19 protein-coding genes, 1 pseudogene and 1 other annotated feature are annotated in these 22,711 nt (G+C 34.6%); of the genes and pseudogenes, 2 read left to right on the top strand and 18 right to left on the bottom strand.

Annotation, left to right across the window (positions count from 1 at the left end):
* Positions 1-69: 69 nt before the first annotated feature.
* Together Q5Y73_RS02940 and Q5Y73_RS02935 are read right to left on the bottom strand one after the other, a co-directional pair.
* A complete protein-coding gene (locus tag Q5Y73_RS02940; protein WP_305990343.1) occupies positions 70-1,197 on the bottom strand; it encodes a serine hydrolase domain-containing protein in 1,128 nt (375 codons plus the stop codon).
* A 222-nt stretch (positions 1,198-1,419) separates the two neighbouring features.
* Positions 1,420-3,915: a DNA internalization-related competence protein ComEC/Rec2 gene (locus Q5Y73_RS02935; protein ID WP_305990342.1), complete on the bottom strand. Its 2,496-nt coding sequence runs from the start codon at positions 3,913-3,915 to the stop codon at positions 1,420-1,422.
* Positions 3,916-4,438: 523 nt separating this feature from the next.
* Here Q5Y73_RS02935 and Q5Y73_RS02930 point away from each other — a divergent pair.
* Positions 4,439-4,636, top strand: coding sequence for a hypothetical protein (locus Q5Y73_RS02930; protein WP_305990341.1), 198 nt, complete (start codon positions 4,439-4,441; stop codon positions 4,634-4,636).
* 68 nt (positions 4,637-4,704) lie between these two features.
* Here the strand turns inward: Q5Y73_RS02930 and Q5Y73_RS02925 are convergent, their stop codons facing one another.
* From Q5Y73_RS02925 to Q5Y73_RS02880, 10 genes and pseudogenes are all read right to left on the bottom strand, one after another.
* Positions 4,705-5,226: a deoxycytidylate deaminase gene (locus Q5Y73_RS02925; protein WP_305990340.1), complete on the bottom strand. Its 522-nt coding sequence runs from the start codon at positions 5,224-5,226 to the stop codon at positions 4,705-4,707.
* A 104-nt stretch (positions 5,227-5,330) separates the two neighbouring features.
* Positions 5,331-6,623 carry a homocysteine synthase gene (locus Q5Y73_RS02920; RefSeq protein ID WP_305990339.1) on the bottom strand — a complete coding sequence of 431 codons (1,293 nt, stop codon included), beginning with the start codon at positions 6,621-6,623 and terminating at the stop codon, positions 5,331-5,333.
* Between the two features lie 69 nt (positions 6,624-6,692).
* Positions 6,693-7,124, bottom strand: coding sequence for a ComEA family DNA-binding protein (locus Q5Y73_RS02915; RefSeq protein WP_305990338.1), 432 nt, complete (start codon positions 7,122-7,124; stop codon positions 6,693-6,695).
* Positions 7,125-7,666: 542 nt separating this feature from the next.
* Positions 7,667-8,139 (bottom strand): annotated as a pseudogene (locus Q5Y73_RS02910) (HIT family protein).
* Between the two features lie 118 nt (positions 8,140-8,257).
* Positions 8,258-8,908 (bottom strand): beta-phosphoglucomutase, encoded by a 651-nt coding sequence (pgmB, locus tag Q5Y73_RS02905; protein WP_305990337.1) that lies wholly within the window; start codon positions 8,906-8,908, stop codon positions 8,258-8,260.
* Between the two features lie 31 nt (positions 8,909-8,939).
* Positions 8,940-9,770 (bottom strand): carbohydrate ABC transporter permease, encoded by an 831-nt coding sequence (locus tag Q5Y73_RS02900; RefSeq protein WP_305990336.1) that lies wholly within the window; start codon positions 9,768-9,770, stop codon positions 8,940-8,942.
* A gap of 13 nt (positions 9,771-9,783) precedes the next feature.
* Positions 9,784-10,677, bottom strand: a complete 894-nt coding sequence (locus Q5Y73_RS02895) for a carbohydrate ABC transporter permease (RefSeq protein ID WP_305990335.1) — start codon at positions 10,675-10,677, stop codon at positions 9,784-9,786.
* Positions 10,678-10,780: 103 nt separating this feature from the next.
* Positions 10,781-12,082, bottom strand: a complete 1,302-nt coding sequence (locus Q5Y73_RS02890; protein ID WP_305990334.1) for an extracellular solute-binding protein — start codon at positions 12,080-12,082, stop codon at positions 10,781-10,783.
* 24 nt (positions 12,083-12,106) lie between these two features.
* Positions 12,107-14,461 (bottom strand): glycoside hydrolase family 65 protein, encoded by a 2,355-nt coding sequence (locus tag Q5Y73_RS02885; protein ID WP_305990333.1) that lies wholly within the window; start codon positions 14,459-14,461, stop codon positions 12,107-12,109.
* A gap of 154 nt (positions 14,462-14,615) precedes the next feature.
* Positions 14,616-15,626: a LacI family DNA-binding transcriptional regulator gene (locus Q5Y73_RS02880; protein WP_305990332.1), complete on the bottom strand. Its 1,011-nt coding sequence runs from the start codon at positions 15,624-15,626 to the stop codon at positions 14,616-14,618.
* A 245-nt stretch (positions 15,627-15,871) separates the two neighbouring features.
* Between Q5Y73_RS02880 and comER the strand changes: the two genes are divergently transcribed.
* Positions 15,872-16,705 (top strand): late competence protein ComER, encoded by an 834-nt coding sequence (comER, locus tag Q5Y73_RS02875; protein ID WP_305990331.1) that lies wholly within the window; start codon positions 15,872-15,874, stop codon positions 16,703-16,705.
* A gap of 22 nt (positions 16,706-16,727) precedes the next feature.
* Here comER and leuS read toward each other — a convergent pair whose 3' ends face one another.
* The 6 genes from leuS to Q5Y73_RS02845 form a co-directional block, all read right to left on the bottom strand.
* The gene (gene leuS / locus Q5Y73_RS02870; protein ID WP_305990330.1) at positions 16,728-19,157 is read right to left on the bottom strand and encodes a leucine--tRNA ligase; all 2,430 of its coding nucleotides are present in this window, start codon (positions 19,155-19,157) and stop codon (positions 16,728-16,730) included.
* A 69-nt stretch (positions 19,158-19,226) separates the two neighbouring features.
* Positions 19,227-19,424, bottom strand: a binding site (T-box leader).
* Between the two features lie 103 nt (positions 19,425-19,527).
* Positions 19,528-20,286: a class I SAM-dependent DNA methyltransferase gene (locus tag Q5Y73_RS02865; protein ID WP_305990329.1), complete on the bottom strand. Its 759-nt coding sequence runs from the start codon at positions 20,284-20,286 to the stop codon at positions 19,528-19,530.
* A 27-nt stretch (positions 20,287-20,313) separates the two neighbouring features.
* Positions 20,314-21,207: a CvfB family protein gene (locus Q5Y73_RS02860; protein ID WP_305990328.1), complete on the bottom strand. Its 894-nt coding sequence runs from the start codon at positions 21,205-21,207 to the stop codon at positions 20,314-20,316.
* Positions 21,204-21,551 carry a ribosome silencing factor gene (rsfS, locus tag Q5Y73_RS02855; RefSeq protein ID WP_305990327.1) on the bottom strand — a complete coding sequence of 116 codons (348 nt, stop codon included), beginning with the start codon at positions 21,549-21,551 and terminating at the stop codon, positions 21,204-21,206. The genes Q5Y73_RS02860 and rsfS overlap by 4 nt, the downstream gene beginning before the upstream one ends.
* Before the next feature lies 1 nt (position 21,552).
* Positions 21,553-22,131 (bottom strand): bis(5'-nucleosyl)-tetraphosphatase (symmetrical) YqeK, encoded by a 579-nt coding sequence (yqeK, locus tag Q5Y73_RS02850; protein ID WP_305990326.1) that lies wholly within the window; start codon positions 22,129-22,131, stop codon positions 21,553-21,555.
* On the bottom strand, positions 22,109-22,708 hold the full coding sequence (locus tag Q5Y73_RS02845) for a nicotinate-nucleotide adenylyltransferase (protein WP_305990325.1): 600 nt from the start codon (positions 22,706-22,708) through the stop codon (positions 22,109-22,111). Before Q5Y73_RS02845 ends, yqeK begins: the two co-directional genes overlap by 23 nt.
* Positions 22,709-22,711 lie beyond the last annotated feature (3 nt).

Below are 22,711 nucleotides of genomic sequence, written 5' to 3'. Positions count from 1 at the left end.
TTTTCTTCAAAAAAACATTAAATATATATACAGTCTGAACCCTGGGTATATTCTAATAAAGACGGGTTCCTATCTGTCTAAGAAAATATTAATTGCTTTCATAGCAATTTCCCTTGTGTTGGTTCTATCTGAATTTGCCAATACAACTACTCCTAATTTTTCACTAGGAATCATTGAAACTCTTGCACTTACACCTGTATAACCTCCACCATGGTCAATTAAATGAAATCCTTTATATTTGGATGTTCCCCATCCTAGCCCATATCCTATATTGTTTACATCCGTAAAAGGAAACGTTACTTCTACGTTGGGGTAAGGTTGATGCATATTTTTAAGACTTTGTGTTTTTAATAATGATCTTTGATCATAATTAAAACTTGCTGCTAAATATTTTGCGATATCTTTCGCAGAAGCGTAGATAAATCCAATAGGGGCTGCAATGATATTAGTTGGATATGGTGTTTCCTCAACAATAGAATTTATCTCTGTATAGAATCGACTGCTATCAGGATCGCTACTTGCTTTTTCTGGATCAAGCGTAGACCTATTCATATCTAGCTTGTTAAATATGTTTTCTTGTATATGGTCTTTCCACGAGACTCCACTCACTTTTTCAAATAGATCACCTACAATAACATATGCATCTGTACAATACATCCATTTCTCTCCTGGTGTATAAGCTAGTTCTACATCTTTAAAATACCTCGTGATATCTTCGAACGATTGAATACTCTCAATAACCCCATTGGAAATATTTAGTTCTTCCTGCCACTCCTTATAACCTTCCATTTCATGTCTGTTAGGAGTAATAATATTAGCTATACCTACATCACTCGGAAGACCTGCAGTATGAGAAAGAATTTGCCGAACGGTAATCCTATCACTTTCTTCCTTAATTGATGTTCGAAAATACGGAAGATAATCTACAAGTGGACTATCTAATTCTATCAACCCATCTTCAACTAAATGCATAATTGATACTGCTGCAAAGCTTTTCGTAATACTTTGTATACTCATAATAGTATCTGAAGTCATTTCTTGATTAGGAGATAGTCTGGAGCTGCCGATCCCTTTATCATAAATTAATTGATTGTTATAAATAACAGCCATCGAAACACCAACTATTTTATCATCTTGTTGTAAGTTTTCCGTAAAACATTCTAACTCTTCTATCTTCTTGCTCATGAAGTCAATCATAATTCAACCCATTTCCTTCCATCATTTATTTCTCTATAACAATTGATTTAAAACTATCATTTTTGAACAACGAATGGAAGGTAAAAAACATTTATTAATTAAACTTACCTTTGAAAGAGAATTTTTTTGTGAACCCACACTCACAAATCATTTTGATGCACTCTGTATTTTTTTTTCGAGTTAGTCATTCTGTCATTAATTTCAAAGTTTTCTAAAAACATCCTATTCCACCTTAGTCCTAACTCCCCATCCCTTATCATCAACCTCTACCAGAACTTCACCTTGATCATCCGTACGATAGACTTCAACATTATGATTTTCTAAATTCAGCAATACATCTTCATGAGGATGACCGTATAAATTATTGTTCCCGACTGAAATTACAGCTGCTTTAGGCTTCCAATATTCCAGCCATTCTATTGAAGTTGAGGATTTACTTCCATGGTGCGCTATTTTTAATATATCAATCTCAGATGGATTATCTATTATATCATCACTACCAGTATCAACTTTTTTGTAATTTATTAAGGTGTTCAAACTATTTATGATTTGCTTTTCCGTGACATTGTCAATATCTCCCGTAAACAAAAACTTTGTCTGATACATTTGCATCTTAAACACAACAGACTGTTCATTTTGATCAGACTCTAAGTAGATTTCGTCAAATTCTGATGGATGTAAGATTTGGATATTTGTGTATGGATCAATGTTTATTTCTTGTCCAGCTTCAACTTTATATATTGGAATGCTTTTTTCATTTGCTAAAAGAAAAATTTGCTCCACAGTATCATTATCCTTTAATGTTCCGTTAAAAATGATCTGTTTTACAGGAATCTCATTTATGATAGCTAGAATACCTCCAATATGGTCAAAATCCAAATGAGACATCACTAAATAATCTATTTGATGTACACCTTGTTTTTTAAAGTGTGGGACAACAACATCTTTCCCTACTTCATATGGATCTCTACGCATTCTCCATGCTTCTTTTTCCTTAGAAAATGAAAATGCCCCTCCACCATCAACTAATATCACTTTATTTGTCGGAGACTGAATGAAGATACTATCTCCCTGACCTACATCAATAAATCTTACATAACCTGTTTTATCAAAGAAATTAGGAAAGTAAAAAAATAAAATAAGCAATATTAACAAGGCGGTAAAACAAGGAGCTATCTTATATTTTTTTATCATAAATGTCCAATGGTGCTGAAACATTTCGGGAAGGTTCGAATCTCTTGTTTTCACCTTATACCATGACCAAACACTCAACCACAATACCATATAGTAAAGCAAAATAAATACAACATTAGGGGAAGCCCATATTAGATTAAATCTACTAAAATCATTAAAATGATCCACAACCCAAAATAAAAGCCCGATGCATTTTTCGATAACATAAGTAACCATCAAGCCCAAATCCTGAAAAAAAATGCTAAGCATTAAAGCAACCATTCCAAGAGGCAATATGATTACACTAACTAAAGGAACTAAAATTAGATTTGCAAACCAAGATAAAAGAGAAAATTGATTAAAATAGTAGATAGTTAAAGGAAATGAGGCAAGTTGAGCTGTGATTGTTACAGAGAAAACACCATTCAATAAACTAGACGAGATCGGTAATAGTTTACTGATGAGCGGAACCATTAATATAAGTGCTAAAGTTACAATCATCGATAACTGAAAACTTACGTTAACCAAGTAATAAGGGTTCCATAACAACATAATAAGTCCAGCTAAACCAACATATTTTGTAACATCCTTGATCTTCCCTTTTTTTAGAGCATGCAGACCAAATATAGCCATAATCCCAGCACGTACAACGGAGGGGGCTGCTCCCGTAATAAGAATATACAAAGGAATCAAACACATACAGAAAAAAATCTGTTTTTCTTTGGTAAACCCCAACATTTTAAACAACCACATAAAACAAGCTAGAACTACACCAACATGCAGTCCAGATATTGCTAAAACATGCGTTAAACCGATCTGAGAAAACTGTTCAAATTCTATTGGATCAAATTCGTTTCTCAACCCTAGTAACAAACTTAACATAAAACCACGATAGGGTTCAGAAAATACAAGCTCTACTTTATTAGCTAGAAACTCTCTGATTGCATCCGTCCATCCTAAAAAGTAACTACTTGATAATTGAATAGAAGCTGACTTGACCTGTACTTTTTCTAAACCTTTTACTGACAAAATCCAATGAATATACTGATAGTATAAATATCGCTGATAGTCAAAACTACCAAAATTTCTCGCTGATGAGGGCACCTTTAGTTCTCCAACTAAAGAAATGGAGTCTCCCCTCCCCCACATTTCTACTTCTTTTTTTTCTAGTATTGAGTTCAGTTTGATAAACACTTTCAGCTTTTCTTTTGATTGAATTGTTTTCATATCAAAGCTGACTTGATCACCATCGATTTTCATCGTGGAATGGATGACACCTTGAACCATTACGTCTGCCTCTGCCCAAGCAGAATCTATCTTTGAGACATTTTTCAAATCATACCAGTAGTGATATAAAGTCGAACAAATGATAATTACGTGCATTAATAAAATCACTTTTAAACTCTTTTTTAATTTCCAAAAAAAGAATATACAACTAAAACTAATTACAAACAAAATAGATAACAATATTTTATTTGGGTTTGAAAATATTATCGTTGCACCCATTACCCACGAAATAACAGTGTACAAAATAGGACGGCTCATCATCTGCTCACTCCAACACAAAAACCTCTTTCGATGTATTCGAAAGAGGTTCTTCCTCGATATGATTTATAATTATAGTCATTTATTTTTAGTTTCGTGTATAGTTAAAATCCAAATGTGTTTTCATCCATATTTTAACATTCTATAACATAGGTTGTATATGGTTCATTTAACTCAATATTCTCCTATGGAAAATGAAAGTAGAACAAAAAAATGATTACCTTCGCATCTTTTTCTATATTATCACGTATTATTCAATACCGAGAATAAGAATTTACTTTTAAAGGAGTGAATACAACTGATTAAAAAAATATCATTTTATATAATCTATATTGTAATATTTTTATTATTTTGGGAGTTGAAAATTTCATATGAACACTGGATGCTGAATGATGCTCTTTTAGATACTTCCATATCTTTTACATTAGTACGATTTTTTTGGAGTTTCATTGAATTTCTTTTCGGATTATTAATAGGGTTACCCTTTTTATATAGAGAAATGAAAAGAGTCGGAAGGTGGAAAGTGAATTATTTTAGTTTATTGATTTTTGGAGTTCCTGTCTTTTATATATTATTTGCAAATATATTACGGTATTTATTTGTACTTCCGCTTCCAATGCCAATATGGCTTTTCTTGTTTAGAGGTACTGCCATCACTACTTACGCTGGAATATTCTTAGGGTTAATTATTATTTTTAGTTTTTATAAGGAGAAAGAATAGGAATACAAAAAACCACAGCAGATTTTCCCAACTGTGGTTACACTAATCAATTATTTTAAAACTAAACATTAATTGTCTTTAATCTCAGCAAACACACCTTCAGGAGGCTGGTACTGCTCTAACATTCTGAACACAATCCCTCTATCTTTCATCAGCCTATTTACTTTGTCCGAATCTTTTGTATAGGGACGGTGATAAACGATCTCAGAAATTCCGGAATTAGCAAGCATATTGGCGCAGGTCCAACAAGGCTGGTCTGTTACATAAACCGTTGATCCTTCACGATCCTTACGATCTGTAAACAGCAATAAATTTTGCTCTGCATGAATGGTTCTGACACAACGTTGTTTTTTCACCATTTCATCTTTTCCATCTATATTCTTCATCTCATATTCTTCAGCAATCATACATCCTGCTTCTGAACAATCTGGAACTCCCATCGGTGCACCATTATATGCTGAACCTAGCAATTTTTTACCTTGTACAAGTACAGCCCCTACTCTTCTTCGAGGACATTGTGATCTTGTAGCAGCCATGTATGCAATATCTAAAAAATAAGTGTCCCAATCCTTGCGAATGTTCTTATTCATGTATGTGCTCCTTTAAATGGATAATGAAAATATTATATGCTATTATAGCAAACACGATTAAAAAATTGTAGTCTATCTTTTTATTTATACATGTATAAGAATAATTATTGCTGACTAGCTTTTAGAGCTTGATCTATATCTTTGATTAAATCAGCAGCCGATTCTGTCCCAATAGATAGTCGAATCATCCCTTCTGAAACTCCAGTAGATAATAAATCTTCACCTTGCAATTGAGCATGTGTTGTACTTGCAGGGTGTATAATTAATGATTTGCTGTCCCCGATATTTGCTAGATGAGTAAATATTTTAACAGAATTGATGACTTTTTTGCCCGCTTCTAACCCACCTTTTACTTCAAATGTCATTACGGCTCCTTGTCCGTTAGGCAAATACTTTTTAGCTAGTTGATGAGAAGGATGGCTTTCCAGCCCTGCATAATTAACACTATCAACAAAATCATGATTCTCTAAAAACTGAGCAATTTTAAGTGCGTTTTCACTGTGCCTTTCCATTCTCAGATGAAGAGTTTCTAATCCTTGCATAAGTAAAAATGAATTGAAAGGAGAAATTGCCGCCCCCATATCACGCAACAATTGAACACGTGCTTTTATAACATAAGCAATCGGACCTACAGCCTCAGTATATATAAGACCATTATAAGTTGGATCAGGCTCAGTTAATCCAGGAAATTTACCGCTTGCTTTCCAATCAAATGTTCCTCCATCAACAATAACTCCTCCAATAGAAGTACCATGACCTCCTATAAATTTTGTAGCTGAATGTACAACGATATCTGCACCATGTTCAATAGGACGCAGTAAGTAAGGGGATGGAATTGTATTGTCAACGATGAGTGGAATGTTATGTTCATGAGCTATTTTAGCAACGGCTTGAATATCTAGTACATCCCCTCTAGGGTTACCAATAGATTCTGCAAATAATGCTTTTGTTTTACTAGTAATCGCTTTGCTGAAGTTTTCTGGGTCAACCGGATCTACAAACTTTACATCTATACCGATTTTAGGAAGGCTTGCTGAAAACAAATTATACGTTCCCCCATACAAACTTGCAGCAGAAACAATTTCATCTCCTGTACCTGCGATGTTTAAAATAGAATAAGTAATAGCAGCTGAGCCGGAAGCCGTTGCCAAAGCAGCTGGTGCACCTTCTAAAGCCGCTACTCTTTTTTCCAAAGCATCCGAAGTCGGATTCATTAATCTTGTATAAACATTCCCAAACTCTTTTAAAGCAAATAGATTCGCAGCATGCTCCGTATCCTTAAATTCGTACGATGTTGTTTGGTAAATTGGAAGAGCTCTTGACATCGTAGTTGGATCTACCTCTTGACCTGCGTGTACCGCCATAGTTTCTAATTCTAACTTGAGTTCCTCAGACATAATATTATTCCTCCTTATTTTTTTATAAAAAGTTTTAAACTGAATAACAGTGAAGACTAATGTTCTTCGTTAATATGTAATCAGACCTTTTAATTTTTCAACCGTTTTCTCCCCAATTCCTTTTACATTGGTTAGCTCAGCTCCATTTAGGAATCTCCCATTCTCTTCTCTGTAATCTACTATCGCTTGTGCTTTTACTTCACCAATATTGGGAAGCGTCATTAATTGTTCAACCGTTGCTTGATTAATGTTTACTTTAGAAGGAGAGTTATTTGTTTCTTTCTTAGCATCTGAAGAAGCCTTTCCTTGATCAATACTTTGTTTACCAGTATCTTCATCATTTAATAATAAGACATCTTCCACCTGATCATTTACCTGCTCCAAATCTTGTATTTGACTCTCTTTTGTTAAAAACAACTCAAGCATTAGCAAGCAGACAATACATAATATAAGTACAATCCATAATATAGAACGAATTTCTTTTAATTTTCTTAAACTCAAACTTACCACCTACTATGATCTTTTAAATAGCTGCTAGAATATGCGATCTATTTTTGTAAAATATACCATATTAGTAATTAGTAGTCTATGTGTTTGTATAGTATTTTCGGTAAATTTGAAATATGATGTCTTTTTAATAATGATGAGGGAATTTGAGGGTCTTATTTAGGTAATTTTTATTATATCAATAAATAGAGGAATCTGAGGATCTTATTTTAATAAACCTACAATGTTACAAGGGAAATTGGACGAATAAGGCCTCAATTCCCCTTATTTTATGGAAAAATCGCAATCCCACTGCATGGTCACATGGAAGAGATTGAACATATGTGACCCAAAAAATGTGGCAGAAGTGACTGCACACAGGACGCAGCCTAGGCTGAATTTAGATATAAATCTTTATTGATATACAAAGTTAATTGTACCACCCTCTATAATGCAAGAGTCTGTCAGTTCATTAATACTTTTACCACGTTCTACAAGCTGTAAGACTCCCACTTCTTCAAGGGGAAATACAACTTGGTTTCACCTGATAAGGTCATCTAACTTTCAGCGCGAGATATAGAATCTCCCACTGAAACTAAGATTCTCTTTATCGCATTTTCTAAATTCACTCTAGTTTCCGCCAACCTGTTTTTCTCCTTTTCATTGTCTACATATTCCTCGATATAAAAATCTGCAAAAGACTGTCCTTTATACCGAGGTACAACATGCATATGATAATGAGTCAACTCATTAAATATGCCCCATTCTGACAAATTGTAATTCCATCTGGTTGATAAAGCTCATTTATTGCCTTGGAAATAAGTTTTGAAGCATTCATTATTGCAGTTTCAGTTTTATCATTTAGCTCAACAGCTTCTACCAAGTGTTTTTTAGGAAGAATTAACGTATGTCCTTCATTAAACGGTTCATGATCTAAAAAACAGCATACATATTCATCTTCATATACAACATTTACAATCTGCATTTTATTAGCTAAGCTGCATCCTAAACATTTTACATTTTCATTCATTCTCTTCACCTTCAATGATGTAATTTGTAATCTCTTTTTGTTCAATCACCTATCTATATAGGTTGGTGAGTGGAGTCTTCCTCAGATTTCTAAATGTTTTAGCTATGCTTAAACGAGTTCACTTAAGTAAATCCAACAAATTAACTTCTTTTGTTTGTTTATATACAATATCTGCTTGATTCAACACCTTTTGATCACCTATACCAATCGCAAACATACCTGCTGATTTAATAGAGGAAATACCAGAAACAGAGTCTTCTATTCCGACACAATCTCTAGGTTCGATACTCCATTTATTTGCTGCATTTAAAAATATATCAGGAGCAGGCTTGCTTTTCAAATTTTTAGGATTCACAATATAATCAATATACTTTTCAATGTTTAGCTTCTTTAGTAATAATGGTGCATTTTTTGAGGCACTTCCTATGGCAATCAAAATATTATGTTTCTTTAACTTAGAAAAAAGTTCTCTCACACCATCATTTAGATTTTCTTCTGTAAACTGTGAGATCATGCTTACATAATATTCATTTTTCCTTGCTGCCAAATCTTCCTTTTGTTTCTTTGAATAATTCTCCGCTATTCCTCCATTAGCTAATATTCTTTCCAATGAGTCCATTCTTGATATTCCCTTCAATTGATCATTAAACTTTTCATCAATTGAAATCCCCAGCTCATCAGAAAGTTTTTTCCACGCCAAAAAGTGCTGTTCACTCGATTCCGTCAATACGCCGTCCAAATCAAATATAAACAGTTTAAAGTTTGTCACACCTCTTCCTCCCCAACTGATATAAAATGACCTACTTTTCTCCGTCCATTCGAATCCCTTGTAAAAAGTATTTATTCAATACTACATAAATAATTAAGATGGGAATTAAAGAAATTACACTTGCAGCCATCACCTCATCCCATTGCGTGATACCTGAATAACGACTCATCATCGTCTGTATCCCAACGGTCAGTGTATATTTAGCAGGGTCTGCCAAATATAGTTTAGGTTTCAAAAATTCATTCCAAAAACCTAAAAATACGAAAACGGATTGTGTTGCAATAGCAGGCTTAGCCAGAGGCATCGATATTCTAAAAAATATTCCTAATCTTCCTAATCCATCAATTGCTGCAGCTTCCTCTACATCTCTAGGAAAATTAATATAAAACTGGCGCATCATAAAAATAAACGTTGCATTTACTGCCACAGGTAAGATCACTGCAGAATAAGTATTTAACAATCCAAGTGACTTGACGATCAAATAATTAGGAATCAATAAAACCTGCGCAGGCACCATGATAGAAACCAATATGGCATAAAAAACGAGATTCTTCCCTCTAAAATGCAAACGAGCTAATGAATAACCCGCCATCGAATTTAAAAATACATTGAGCGTAGTGCCAACTATACAAATCACTAATGAATTCACGATCCACCTTACAAAATGCTCGTCTATTGTAAATAACTTTTCATATGCAGCTATTGTAGGAGACTCTGGAAAAATATTTAGTCCTCCACCCGTTATTTCACTATAAGACTTAAACGATGCAGAGTTCGCCCATAAAAATGGAAAAAAAGTTAATGCTGCATATCCAATCAGTACAATGTAAAGAAACCATTTAAAAACCTTTTTATTCTTCATCGATCATCAGCTCCTAATATAAGCTTTCTGACTTATTTAGTTTTTGAGCAATATAAGATACTATGAAAATGACTATAGATAGAATGATAGCCATAGCAGCTGCAAATCCCATTGTATTGTTTTGCCCAAATGCATTTCTAAAAACGAGCAAAGCAACTGTCAATGTAGAATTTTCCGGTCCACCAGTTCCATTGGAGAAGATATAGGCTTGATCAAACAGCTGAAAGGTTCCAATAATACCCATGAGTAAAACAAAGGTTGTTACAGGTTTTAATTGTGGAACTGTGATATATAGAAATTTTTGGACTTGATTTGCTCCATCCACTTCAGCAGCTTCATATACTGTATCTGGTACATCCTGCAAAGCAGCTAGATAGATTGTCATAAAAAAAGGAACAGTAGACCATATATTCATTGCCATGATAACCTTCAAAGCAAAACTAGGATCGTTCAAAAAGTTAATGGGTTCTTGTAATAGATTCATGTTCAATGCTAACTGATTAACAGGTCCTGTAAAACTAAATAAAAACATAAAAATCATCGTTAATGCTGCACTAGATGTAAGGGTTGGCAAAAAATAAATCGCTCTAAATGCCAATTTCCCTTTAATTTTAGCATCTAATACAGCAGCCATAATTAATGCTAATATCGTTTGAATAGGGACAACCACAGCAACAAAAGTTATGGTATTCATAAAAGCAGTTTTAGTTTTGGTATCTGTAAAAATCCTTATATAATTATCAAAACCAATAAATTCATAATAACCCGTAAATAAATTCACTTTATGAAAAGAAACATAGACCGCAAAAACTATGGACGCCATAACAAAAATGCCTAACACAACAACTGCGGGTGACACAAACAACCAGCCATACAAAACCTCATAAAATCTTCTTTTACCCGGCATATATCACCAGTCCTTTAGAAATTCAGCTTCCCCCAACTTCTAACTAGAGGAAGCTAAATTCATTTAATAATTTATAGGTGTTATTCTTGGGGAAATTTATGGATCAATTTGCTTCAATAATACTGTTCGCTTCATCTTCAGCTTTTTTTAATGCTTCATCCAATGTACGCTCTCCACTTACAACTGAAGGTGCATAATTTCTATACTCATTATTGATCGTATCCATTGTGGTTCCTTTTTGCCAAGGTGTTGCATAAGCTGCCCCAGCAATATGAGGTACTTTAAGAGGGTCACTCTCTACATTCGTAGCTTCAGTGACATCCATGCGCGAAGGTAAAACTCCTGCTCCCGTTGTCCATGTAGCCATTCCCTTTGTACCTGTAGCAAATTTAATAAACACTTTAGCCGCTGCTTCTTCCTTCGTGTTTGCATTGATCCCATAACCGACTGTGAATACCATCGTACCCTTTTCTCCACTAAAAGTTGGAGTTTCAACAACTCCAAATTCAACATCAGGGAAGTTTTGTTCTAAAAATCCTAAGACCCAGTTTCCTTCTATCATCAAAGCTGTTTTTTCATTTCCGAATGCATCACCATTCCAACCAAACCCTAAATCCTGCGGTGTCACTATTTTTTTAGCAATTGCAGCATCATATAAAGGGGTTAGATTATTTACAAGCTGAGCATCACTCAAATTAGAATAAATGTCATCTCTAATCACCGAGATCCCACCAGATTCTGCGTAAAACATATTTCTAGCCAAATCTTGATTATACGTCATTGCTGCAGCACCATCAGATAATTGAGATTGAAGATTTGTTAGAAACTCACCGTTCCAAATTTCTTCTAATGTAGCTGGAACATCATCTTCATTCACCCATTTTTTATTGTAGTACAACGCTAAGGTTGAATAATCTTTGCTGATTGCATAATAATTCCCATCTTTATTAAAGGCATTTTTTAAAGGCTCATAAAACTGATCTAATTCAAATTCATCCTCATCTAATGGCAGCAATACTCCTTGTTGAATATAAAAGGGAGCCATGTAAGCATCAACATAAAATACATCCGGTGCGGTTCCACCTATCAACTCTGCTTGAAGCTCTGTATTGTAATCTGAATATACTTTTTCCTGTACTTCCACACCCGTAGAGGCAGTAAACTCATCTACCATTTGTTGAAAAGCTGCCGTTTCCGCATCATTACCTCCCCAACGTCCAACAGTAAGTGTTAGTCCTTCTAAACTATTTTCCGTCTGAACCTCAGTTGCATCAGCAGTATTCGAATCACTAGGTTTGTCTGACGTTTTCACCCCATTATCTGCTTCATCTCCATTGGAATTTGAACATCCAGCCAAAGCAAAAATAAACATAAATATGATGACAAATACACTAACTTTTTTCATGCTTGACCTCCTCATTTCTTCAAATTACTTTTCTGAATGATTGTGTTGTATCGTAATTTTATCAATCAAAATATAAAGATTTTCATGGTTTAAAAATTCAATTCTTTTATTTTCTTTTGTTATATTTTCTATGATAACGCTTTCTTTAGTGATCACAACTTTTAATCTATCACCATGCCAATAAATAGGGAAAACTAGCTTACTCCAATTCTCTGGTAACTTAGGTTCAATTCTTAACTGTCCCTCCAACACACGAATCCCACCAAATCCATTAACTACACACTGCCATATCCCGCCTAAAGAAGCTGCATGAATCCCATGATCACTTGATTTCATATTGGAACCAAGATCAATAGTGGACGCTTTTTTAAATAAACGATAAGCTAAATTACTATCACCTAAATCACTAGCTAAAACGCTATGAATGGACAAACTTAAGGATGAATCATGCAGCGTTTTTGGCTCGTAATAATTCCAATTGGCTGCTTTGACCTCAGAAGAAAAATAATCTTCTAATAAATAAAATAAAGCCATAATATCTGCTTGCTTCGATACTTGAATCTCATTCACCTGTTCAAGGTTATAATCGTTAAAAATAGTTCCTACTTCATCTTGCTCTTTATACTTTGTTAAATCGATCTCTTTTTTTTGTAAATAAGTATCGTCCTGCGGTATTACTAGGTTATTTGCTGTTGGTTTCGGCAAATAAATTAGTTCCAATCTTTCTTCCCATTTCAACATTTCTTTAGTCAGGTTCAATTTGGCATTTAACTTTTGAAAAATAGATTGTTTTTGCTTTTTTAATAAGTGAGCATAAGCAAGCGCATTTTTCATTGTCCAATATGCCATATAATTCGTAAATGCATTATTGTTAACATGTTCCTTATATTCATCTGGTCCAACTACATCATTAATATGATACTGTCTGTCCTTTATGCTCCACTCTAATCGAGAGCACCAAAATTTTGCTGTATCAAAAAGCAACTCAAATCCAAACTCATTCATAAATTCATTATCGTTTGTCACCTGGAAATACTGCCTAACTGCATAAGCCACATCAGCAGTAATATGCTGTTCAATAAACCCTGACCATATTTTCGTTTGCTCCCCAGTCACAATATCTGCTGCTCCCCATACAGGAGTAACCTCTCCATCATCTAACCATGCTGATTCCCAGGGGTACATCGCACCTTTGTATCCGTTTTCATTTGCCTTTTTATGAGCTCCTGATAAAGAAAAAAAACGGTACTCCAATAAAGAACGCGCAGTTTTTGGGGCACTGTATATCCAAAAAGGAAGAATAAAAATTTCTGTATCCCAAAACGTATGACCCTTGTAACCTTCACCACTTAATCCTTTTGCCCCGATATTCATTCGATTGTCATGGGCAGGTGTCATAATTGTTAAATGATAATGTGCAAACCTTATCGCTAATTGATCAAATTCATGCTCACTTTCTATTTCCATTCCATATTGCTTCCACACTCTTGTCTCCCATGCTTTTACACTTTCTATGAAGAGTGTTTCATAGCCTTTGCTACTTTGTTTTTTTAAATGAGCATAGCTAATATTCTTTAGTTCACGAAGTGATATATTTCCTAAATTTCTATCTCTTGAAGTTTGAATCGTAGATATCTTCTCCAACATAAGTGTTTGGCCTTTATTGACTGAAGTATCAAAATGAAAGTAAATCTTTCTTCTATCCATATGAATCATTGATTCTGGGGTAAATATCTGCTCATTTATTTTGAAATTATGTACCATATTCATAAGAAAATCAATTTTAGATTCTGTTGTGGTTTGAACGAGCTGGAGATATTTATTTTCATATAATCGTTGATCACCTTCAGAAAAATGTTGAACTCCTGAATTTGTTAGTTGTCCGTTGATACCAGATGTAATTTTAATTGAACTATTGCAATTCCTGGGTATAATTTCTATCTTTTGACCAATTAAATGTAAATCAACTAGCGATATAAACCTTTTAAAACGAAAATCATATTCTTCACCAGATGTTAAAACCCAGGTAAAACTTCTGCATAATTCACCTGTTCGTAAATTCAGCTGTCTATTGTAATTGTGGATTGTTCCTTTTGTTAAATCCAATACTTCCCCATTCACTTCAATATCCAATTGAATCAAATCGGCTGCATTCGGTAATTCTGTTACTTCATTTTGGTCAAACCTATTAAATGTTCCGGCTACGAAAGTATTTCTTTTTTCACCAATATAAGCTTCTTCGGTTGCACTCCTTACTCCCATATATCCATTTCCTAAAACCATGATAGATTCACACTTGCCTAAATACTTCTTATTAAAGCTTCGTTCAGAAATAATCCAGTTTTTCCACTCTTCACTTCCTGTATCATAATTCATCATTTTATGCTCCAAACCGAGAAAATCACCCCTTCCCAAAACGTTTCGGATTTCACCTAAAAAAATCTGTATCACATTTAAATACCTCTTCCAAAACGTTTCGATTTATTCTCAAAAAAATACCGCTTCTTTTCCCAAAACGTTTCGGTTGAGATCACTATAACATACGCACACTATTTCTGACAATAAGATTATGCTCTAAAAAAATATTTCTTTCGGTTTTTTCATGTTTAATCATTTTCAATAATTGTCTAGCAGCCTCTTCCCCCATTCTATAAAAATCCTGTTCCATCGTTGTTAAAGGAGGTGTAGCAAATTCAGCTAAAGGAATATCATCAAATCCGATAACTGAGATATCATCTGGTATTTTCAAATTCATTTCCTTCATTGCTTTCATAGCACCTAATGCCATCATATCACTGGCACAAAACAACGCCGTAATTTCTGGACATTTGTTCAATAACTGCTTTGTTTTTTCATAAGCCACATTTTGCTGAAAATCTGCATGAACAATATACTGTTCATTTATTTCTATTTTGTACTTGTTAAGGGCCATCACATATCCTTCATACCTTTCTAAAGAAACAGAGGCTTCGCCATGTCCATTGATCATACCAATATGTTTATGGTTCTGCTCTATTAAATAGGAAACAGCATCGTTTGCAGCTTGTTTATTGTGAATAGATATACTGCTTGTGTTTCCTCCTATGGCGGGAATATCTATCAAAACGCAAGGAAGATCACTATTGACCAGCTCTTTAAAATAAGGATCATCTAGTCTTATCCCATTTAAAACGGCCCCTCCAATATTGTGTTCTCTGCAAAATTGAACGTAAGTTTTTTCTCTTTGATGAGCCGAGCTAGTTGTATATAATACGACCTCATAATTTACAGATTCAGAATAACTGTACATTCCACTAAGAAGGCGGTATATAATATTATCCTTTCCTCCATTTTTTTCTAATCCTGAAAGAATGATGGCAAGCGTATTATTTTGATTTTTTACTAGATTTTGAGCTGAACGATTCGGTACATATCCAATTTCTTTCGCAATCTCAATTATTTTTTGTTTTGTAGTAGGACTTACATCATCATAATGATTTAATGCTCTTGAGACCGTAGTAACAGAAACACCAGCTAATTTTGAAATATCTCTAATGGTTGCCATATTCATCACTCCAAGGGAAATAAAAATACAAATACTTTCTTTACCAATTGAAATTTTACCACAAATTTAAATATTGAACCATATTCAGTAAAAATCATCATGATATTCACTCTGTCACATTAGCACATTTTCACTTTAAAGTAAAAAAAGTCTACATGTTTATTCATGCTCCATCATATACATAATGGTAGCATATTATTTGGCTATATGCGTAACAGAATGAATGATTATAGGAGGGTTTCGTGATGAATTTAGGATTCATTGGAACTGGGAGTATGGGAAGTATATTAATAGAGGCTTTCATTCAATCCGAAGCCTTGGAACCAAAGCAAATTGCAGCAAGCAATCGAACGAAGAGCAAAACACAGAAGTTAACGGACCAATACCCAGACCTTCGTATCTATCCATCCAATATTGAAGTTGCATTAGAAAGTGATATTATTTTTATTTGTGTGAAACCTTTAGAATTTAAAAATGTAATAGATGAAATTAAAAATGTACTGCTTCCTTCTCAAATCATTGTTTCCATTACTAGTCCGATTTTAATTAAACACCTTGAGGACCAGCTTCCTTGTAAAATAGCAAAAATAATACCTAGTATTACAAATCATGAATGCAGTGGAGCCTCTTTGTGTATGTATGGAAATAAAATAACTGAAGAAGATAAACAAACGTTGGAAGAGTTATTAAAACCAATTAGTGAACCATTACGAATTTCAGAAAAATTTACGAGGGTTACATCCGATATCTCTAGCTGTGGTCCAGCCTTTTTAGCCTTTTTCATTCAAAACTTTGTGGAAGCGGCAGTGAAGGAAACTGGAATTCCTAGAGAAGAGGCAACTAGATTAGCTAGTGAGATGGTATTAGGTACTGGAAAGTTATTAACCTCAGGGGGATTCACTCCAGAAACTTTAACAGAACGCGTTTGTGTTCCTGGAGGAATAACCGCTGAGGGTATTAAATTGATGTCAAACGAACTAGATGGTGTTTTTAATCAACTTATTCAAACCACTCATGCAAAATATGAAGAGGATTTGAATAAAGTAGAATCCATGTTCTACGATTCAAGCAAAAATTAGAGTTTATTCAACAATTCTAATTTTAAACAACAATATTAACAAGTTTTCCTGGAACAGCAATAACCTTTCGAATTGTTTTACCGGCTATTGCTGTTTTCACCTTTTCAAGTTCCAAGACTGTTTTTTCTAATTCTTCTTTGTCCAGGTTCTTAGGTACGTTAATGCGGTCAATGATTTTCCCTTTTATTTGCACTACAATTTCTACTACATCATCAACAATCCATTTCTCATCAAAAGTTGGCCATGATGTATAAGTAATCGTATTCTCATTACCTAAACGCTGCCACAATTCTTCAGATATATGTGGAGCAATAGGTGCTAACAATTGTACGAAATGAGACATTGCATCTTTTGGCAGTTGATCAGCTTTATATGCATCGTTTACAAATATCATCATTTGACTGATCGCTGTGTTAAAACGAAGTCCTTCATAATCTTCCGTAACTTTTTTTATCGTTCTATGCCAAGTTTTATTAAATGAATCCCCAGCATCTTTTACAATTTTATTATTCAATGTTCCGTCATCAGAAATGAACAAACGCCATACACGATTCAAGAATTTGTAAATACCCTCAACGCCATTCGTATTCCAAGGCTTAGTAGCTTCTAAAGGCCCCATAAACATCTCATACATTCTTAATGTATCTGCTCCATATTCATTTACAATTACATCAGGATTAATGACATTGCCACGGGATTTGCTCATTTTTTCATTGTTAGGTCCTAAAATCATACCTTGGTTCACTAATTTATGAAAAGGTTCTTTTGTAGAAACTACTCCAATATCATACAATACTTTATGCCAGAACCTTGCATATAATAAGTGAAGAACGGCATGTTCTGCTCCTCCAATATAAAGATCTACTGGAAGCCATTTTTCCTGTAATTCCTTAGAACATAACTCATCTTTATTATTCGGATCAATATATCGCAAATAATACCAGCAGCTTCCGGCCCATTGCGGCATTGTATTCGTTTCTCTTCTAGCTTTTTGACCTGTTTCAGGATCAATCGTATTTACCCATTCTTCAACATTAGCCAAAGGAGATTCGCCAGTGCCTGATGGTTGAATCTGATCTACATCAGGTAATAACAATGGCAGCTGATCTTCAGGAACTGGTTTCATTGTTCCATCTTCTAGGTGAAGAATTGGGATTGGCTCTCCCCAGTAACGTTGACGGCTAAACAACCAGTCTCTTAAACGATAGGTAGTTTTACTTTGTCCTTTGTTATGTTCAGATAACCAATCTATCATCGTTGAAATAGCTTCTTCATTTTTAAGACCATTTAAGAATTCTGAATTCACATGTTCCCCATCACCTGAATAAGCTTCTTTTGACAAATCTCCACCTTGAATCACTTCGATGATCTCAATATCAAATTGTTTTGCAAATTCCCAATCACGTTGATCATGTCCAGGTACAGCCATGATCGCTCCTGTTCCATAACTAATAAGTACATAATCAGAAATCCAAATTGGAACTTTTGCTCCGTTTACAGGATTCAAAGCGTATGCTCCTGTAAATACACCCGTTTTATCTTTAGCCAAATCTGTTCTTTCTAAATCACTTTTGCGAGCAGCCATTTCTTTATATTGTTTTACGCTTTCCTTTTGCTCAGACGTTGTTATTTGATCTACAAATGGATGTTCAGGTGCAAGCACACAATAGGTTGCTCCAAACAATGTATCTGGTCTTGTAGTGAAAACAGTCAGCTTCTCTTTTTCAAAATTCTGGATATCAAAGTAAACTTCAGCACCAACAGATTTTCCAATCCAATTACGCTGCATATCCTTGATACTTTCTGTCCAATCTAATTCTTCTAAGTCTTCTAGTAGTCTTTCTGCATACTCTGTAATTTTCAACACCCATTGACGCATTGGTTTACGTATAACTGGATGTCCACCACGTTCACTTAATCCATCTATAACTTCTTCATTGGCAAGTACTGTTCCTAAAGCTGGGCACCAATTAACTGATATCTCATCAACATAAGCTAGTCCTTTTTTATATAACTGAATGAAAATCCATTGTGTCCATTTATAATAGTCTTCATCTGTTGTACTGATTTCACGATCCCAATCATATGAAAACCCTAATGATTTAATTTGTCTGCGGAAATTATTTATGTTTTGGATGGTAAATTCCTTGGGATGTTCACCTGTATTTATTGCATGTTGTTCAGCAGGAAGTCCAAATGCATCCCATCCCATCGGGTGAAGTACATTATACCCCTTCATTCTTTTATAGCGAGATATGATATCCGTAGCTGTCATTCCTTCTGGATGACCTACGTGTAAACCAGACCCAGAGGGATAAGGAAACATATCTAATGCATAGAACTTTTCTTTAGTATCATTATCTTCTACTTTAAATGTTTTATTTTCTTCCCAAATTTTTTGCCATTTAGGCTCAATTTTCTGGGGACTATACCCTTGTTCATTTGTTGACATAATATATCCTCCTTCAAGGTGCAATGTTAGCTTTTTTGGCATTTAAAAAAACCTCCATCCTTAGCAATTGCTAGGGACGAGAGGTTATTCCCGTGGTACCACCCTAATTAGCAGTCTACATTTGTATTCTGCTCACTCCAACCCTTAACGCGGGGAAACGATCCAGCTCATAGGTAAGTTCATTTATAACCATCTATCGGTTCTCACCAACCACCGACTCTCTGAAAAGATGGGAGAAAAACTACTACTCCTAATCCATGCCATGATTTCGCAAATTTTCTTCGATTATATAAATTTATCCTTTTGATGTCAAGTAAGTTAGCTTCTCAGGTATTGAATACAGAACATAATGAGGAACAGTTTCATACTGTTATTTCTCTGCTACAAAAAAAACACGGTTCGTAGTATCACTTGGTTCTTCAAATTCGAAATCTCCAAAACAACGAATATTTTTGAAACCAATAGTCTTTAATTGACTTTTGACCCAATCTATAGGATAAGCTCGTTGATGATGAACTTCATTCGTTTTTAAATAGTTTGCACGATCTTCTTTTGCAAATATAGTTAAATCATGCTCAATTTCATGTTGCTTGTCATCATATTCACAAGTCCAAATATAAGATAATTGGTCTTCATTATAGATGAAAGGTTGTTCGTCTGCATAAAATTGAAACTGGAATGCAGTCAGCATATCAAAAATAAATAAACCCTCATGATGAAGGTGATCATATACTTTTTGAAAAGACTGAACAACATGAGTCTCATTTATAATATAGTTATAACAATCACAAAAAGAAACAATACAATCTACACATACAGGGAGTTCTAATTCCCTCATATCCTGCTCAAGTAAAGTGATCGAACCGCCATTTTGTTTCACTTTTGATAAATGATCCTCTGTTTTTTGAGCAGCAATAGAAAGCATTTCTGTAGAAAGATCTACTCCAAAAACATGTAATCCTTTCTTTGCTAAAGGAATGGTTATGTTCCCTGTTCCACAGCCCAGATCTACAATGGTTTTTGGTGTTTTTTGTTTGCCCCAACAGCTTTCAGCGAATTGAATCCACTGAGGATAGGGCATGTCCTCCATTAAAGTATCATAATAATTAGCAAATCCTTCATATGACATATGTACTCTCCTCAAAAGGAAACGATATTATTCATTGTTCGGTTGTTTTTCTTTCAAATACGTCCAATTTTCATCTTGTCTAATTAAATCTTCTTTCATTAGTTTCCCCATTGCTCTTTTAAAAGCAGCTTTACTAATATTAAATTTATGTAAAATAATATCAGCTGGAGTTTTGTCAGAATATGGCATAGCTCCATTTGGGCGTTCCTTTAAGAAATTAAGCAGTTTAGTTGCATCTTCATCCCTGCCCTTTTCTTTACTTGGTCTAAGTGAAAGATTAACTCGTCCATCTTCACGAACATAGGTCACTCTTACTTGAACTATTTCGCCTACTCTAAGGCTTTTTGTTCTCTCTGAGGAGTGAATCATTCCAATCACACCGAAACCTAACACACCGCCATCAACAAGAACGAAAGTACCCATTTTCAAAGTTTTATATACTCTGGCATCAAACCATTGATTTTTCCATGTTGTTGGCGCATGGAAGATATAAGGTTGAAATTCTTTTTCTCCAGCTAATTTAGCAAGCATTCTACCTTGCTTATCTTGTTCTAATTCAACATAAACTTTATCTCCGACAATAGGTCTCAGTTCTGATTCCTCCGGAAGTTCTCTAATCGGTAGCAGCAATTGTCTGCCTAGTCCCATTTCTAGAAAACAGCCCATTCGAGGATGAACATCAGCCACCTCTAGCAGTGCCAATTCACCTAAGCTGATTAATGGTCGTTTCATTGTAGATGCCAATCGATCATGAGTATCATGGAATAAGAAAACTTCTAGTACATCACCGATTTGAATTTGACCTTCAATTTCGCTGTAATGCAGCAACACATTTTCGGAACCATTTGTTAAATAATAACCGTTAGGTTCCACTTCCTTTTCTACTTCTAAGTTTACATAAGTTCCTGCTTCTAACTTCATGCGTTCTCAACCACTTTTGCATCTGACCATAAACGTTCAATATTATAATACTCACGTTCCTCACGATGGAAGATATGTACAATCACATCTCCTATATCGATAAGTACCCATCTGGCAGTATCATAACCTTCCATTCTTTTAATCAACCCGTTCTTTTCTTCAACCCTTTTTTTCACTTCTTCAGCAATCGCTTTAACCTGCGGCTCTGAATTTCCGTGACAGATTACAAAATAATCTGCGATTAATGAAATCTCTTTAATATTTAATGAGGTAATTTCATTCCCCTTCTTCTCTTCTATTGCATGATTTACGATAGTCAAAATTTCTTCTGAATTTAAACTCATTCTATTCCTCCTTTGAATTTTTCGTTTCAAAAATGAGCGCATTACGTGTTTCCATTGTCAGTGGAAAGATTGCTTTTCCTTTAGATATCAAAAAACAGATTGTAGAATCAAAACCTGCTATCAGAGCCTTCTCTATACTTTGCTTTGAAAGTTCTCGAATTTCATCTACACCTGGAAAATCTCTACCTGGTTCAATATAATCTGCTAAACATACGATCTTTTCAAGCAAAGACATATTTGTTCGCCCAGAAGTATGATAACGAATGGCATTAATCACATCCTCATCCTTAATCGAGAACTCCTGCTGCACTACTTCTGCAGCAACGGGACCATGCCATAACTGTTTATCGTAATCCAATAGTAGCGCTGGCAAATTTTCTTTAATGAGCCATTCTTTTTGTTTTTCAATTGGCCAATACTTGCAATAATCATGCAGCAATGCCGCTAAATCCGCTTTATCTGTATCAGCCCCATATTGTTCAGCAAGTGCTACTGAAGTTTCCATGACCCCTAAGGTATGAATCCATCTCTTTTCTGGCATTTGCTGCTTCACTGCTTCAATAAGATGATCTCGTTTCATATAATTTATGCTCCTTAATATAATCGTATACTTTATCTTGCACAAGATAACGTATCGATTTGTTCCTAGCCGCTAAACTTCTTATTTCGGTAGAAGATATATCTATTAAAGGCATTGGGATCAATGTAATTTTTTGCTTTATCTGTGCACTTAATTCATCCCACTGTATTTCTGTTCCAGGTCTTTTCAAACCAATAAAAGAAATGAGCCCAATTAACTCATCCACTTGATGCCAGTGTGGTAAATACTGTATCATATCTCCGCCTATAATGAAAAAAAATTCATGATGAGGGCAAGATTGTTTTAATGCTTTTACGGTATCAATCGTATAAGAGATGCCTTCTCTTTTTAACTCCAAATCTTTCCCAAAAAAATAATCATTGGATTCAACCGCTTCACATACCATTTGCCATCTTTGTATTGGAGTAGCTACAGGGGTGTTTCTTTTATGAGGAGGAATTGAAGAAGGCATAAACCAAACCTCCTGCAAATCCATTTCAATCCTAGCTTTCTCTGCAATGATCATATGACCTAAATGTATAGGATCAAAAGTGCCACCCATAATCCCAACTTTCATAAA

Source organism: Chengkuizengella axinellae (genome assembly GCF_030730905.1).
GTDB lineage: Bacteria > Bacillota > Bacilli > Paenibacillales > KCTC-33759 > Chengkuizengella > Chengkuizengella axinellae.
The sequence above is the reverse complement of the archived record's forward strand: the minus strand, read 5'-3'. Positions and strand labels throughout refer to the sequence as shown.